Origin of the sequence: Pectobacterium fontis, assembly GCF_000803215.1 — a bacterium.
Classification (GTDB): Bacteria; Pseudomonadota; Gammaproteobacteria; order Enterobacterales; family Enterobacteriaceae; genus Pectobacterium; species Pectobacterium fontis.
In genome coordinates this window covers 1-2,959 of record NZ_JSXC01000046.1, presented here as the reverse complement: position 1 = coordinate 2,959, position 2,959 = coordinate 1, and the positions used below count along the sequence as shown (strand labels likewise).

The following is a 2,959-nucleotide window of genomic DNA, read 5'->3' as shown; positions in this document are numbered from 1 at the left end:
CCAGGGAAGACTCATCTCGAGGCAAGTTTCCCGCTTAGATGCTTTCAGCGGTTATCTCTTCCGCACTTAGCTACCGGGCAATGCAATTGGCATCACAACCCGTACACCAGTGGTGCGTTCACTCCGGTCCTCTCGTACTAGGAGCAACCCCTCTCAATCTTCCAACGCCCACGGCAGATAGGGACCGAACTGTCTCACGACGTTCTAAACCCAGCTCGCGTACCACTTTAAATGGCGAACAGCCATACCCTTGGGACCTACTTCAGCCCCAGGATGTGATGAGCCGACATCGAGGTGCCAAACACCGCCGTCGATATGAACTCTTGGGCGGTATCAGCCTGTTATCCCCGGAGTACCTTTTATCCGTTGAGCGATGGCCCTTCCATTCAGAACCACCGGATCACTAAGACCTGCTTTCGCACCTGCTCGAGCTGTCACTCTCGCAGTCAAGCTAGCTTATGCCTTTGCACTAACCTCCTGATGTCCGACCAGGATTAGCTAACCTTCGTGCTCCTCCGTTACGCTTTGGGAGGAGACCGCCCCAGTCAAACTACCCACCAGACACTGTCCGCAACCCCGATTAGGGGCCCACGTTAGAACATCAAACATTAAAGGGTGGTATTTCAAGGTCGGCTCCACGCAGACTGGCGTCCACGCTTCAAAGCCTCCCACCTATCCTACACATCAAGGCTCAAGGTTCAGTGTCAAGCTATAGTAAAGGTTCACGGGGTCTTTCCGTCTTGCCGCGGGTACACTGCATCTTCACAGCGAGTTCAATTTCACTGAGTCTCGGGTGGAGACAGCCTGGCCATCATTACGCCATTCGTGCAGGTCGGAACTTACCCGACAAGGAATTTCGCTACCTTAGGACCGTTATAGTTACGGCCGCCGTTTACCGGGGCTTCGATCAAGAGCTTCTCCTTGCGGATAACCCCATCAATTAACCTTCCGGCACCGGGCAGGCGTCACACCGTATACGTCCACTTTCGTGTTTGCACAGTGCTGTGTTTTTATTAAACAGTTGCAGCCAGCTGGTATCTTCGACTGGTTTCAGCTCCGTGAGCAAGTCACTTCACCTACACACCAGCGTGCCTTCTCCCGAAGTTACGGCACCATTTTGCCTAGTTCCTTCACCCGAGTTCTCTCAAGCGCCTGAGTATTCTCTACCTGACCACCTGTGTCGGTTTGGGGTACGATTCGATGTGACCTGGAGCTTAGAGGCTTTTCCTGGAAGCGTAGCATTGGTTACTTCATCACCGTAGTGACTCGTCATCACGCCTCAGTGTTAACAATGACCCGGATTTTCCAAAGTCATCCACCTTCACGCTTAAACCGGGACAACCGTCGCCCGGATAACCTAGCTTTCTCCGTCCCCCCTTCGCAGTCACACCCAGTACAGGAATATTAACCTGTTTCCCATCGACTACGCTTTTCAGCCTCGCCTTAGGGGTCGACTCACCCTGCCCCGATTAACGTTGGACAGGAACCCTTGGTCTTCCGGCGTGCGGGTTTTTCACCCGCATTATCGTTACTTATGTCAGCATTCGCACTTCTGATACCTCCAGCAACCCTCACAGGCCACCTTCGCAGGCTTACAGAACGCTCCCCTACCCAACAACGCCTAAGCGTCGCTGCCGCAGCTTCGGTGCATGGTTTAGCCCCGTTACATCTTCCGCGCAGGCCGACTCGACCAGTGAGCTATTACGCTTTCTTTAAATGATGGCTGCTTCTAAGCCAACATCCTGGCTGTCTATGCCTTCCCACATCGTTTCCCACTTAACCATGACTTTGGGACCTTAGCTGGCGGTCTGGGTTGTTTCCCTCTTCACGACGAACGTTAGCACCCGCCGTGTGTCTCCCGTGATAACATTCTTCGGTATTCGTAGTTTGCATCGGGTTGGTAAGTCGGGATGACCCCCTAGCCGAAACAGTGCTCTACCCCCGAAGATGAATTCACGAGGCGCTACCTAAATAGCTTTCGGGGAGAACCAGCTATCTCCCGGTTTGATTGGCCTTTCACCCCCAGCCACAAGTCATCCGCTAATTTTTCAACATTAGTCGGTTCGGTCCTCCAGTTAGTGTTACCCAACCTTCAACCTGCCCATGGCTAGATCACCGGGTTTCGGGTCTATACCCTGCAACTTAACGCCCAGTTAAGACTCGGTTTCCCTGCGGCTCCCCTATTCGGTTAACCTTGCTACAGAATATAAGTCGCTGACCCATTATACAAAAGGTACGCAGTCACCTAACACGTAGGCTCCCACTGCTTGTACGTACACGGTTTCAGGTTCTATTTCACTCCCCTCGCCGGGGTTCTTTTCGCCTTTCCCTCACGGTACTGGTTCACTATCGGTCAGTCAGGAGTATTTAGCCTTGGAGGATGGTCCCCCCATATTCAGACAGGATGTCACGTGTCCCGCCCTACTCATCGAACTCACAACTTGTGCATTTTTGTGTACGGGACTATCACCCTTTACTGTGCGACTTTCCAGACGCTTCCACTAACACACAAACTGATTCAGGTTCTGGGCTCTTCCCCGTTCGCTCGCCGCTACTGGGGGAATCTCGGTTGATTTCTTTTCCTCGGGGTACTGAGATGTTTCAGTTCCCCCGGTTCGCCTCATGACACTATGTATTCATGTCATGATAGTGTGTCGAAACACACTGGGTTTCCCCATTCGGGTATCGTCGGGTATAACGGTTCATATCACCTTACCGACGCTTATCGCAGATTAGCACGCCCTTCATCGCCTCTGACTGCCTAGGCATCCACCGTGTACGCTTAGTCGCTTAACCTCACAACCCGAAGATGTCTTGACTGTATCAATGCCATCATCGCGCTGCGATTATTTGAGAGACTCATTGACAGACTGATTCACCACAACCCACCCGAAGGCAGTTATGCATGTTCAGCCGTCATGTTTCAATTTTCAGCTTGTTCCAGATTGTTAAAGAGCAA

At 52.3% G+C, this 2,959-nt stretch carries 1 rRNA gene; it reads right to left on the bottom strand.

From position 1 onward, the window contains the following. Positions 1 to 2,796 (bottom strand): 23S ribosomal RNA (locus tag OI69_RS16555); the annotation flags it as partial. Positions 2,797 to 2,959 lie beyond the last annotated feature (163 nt).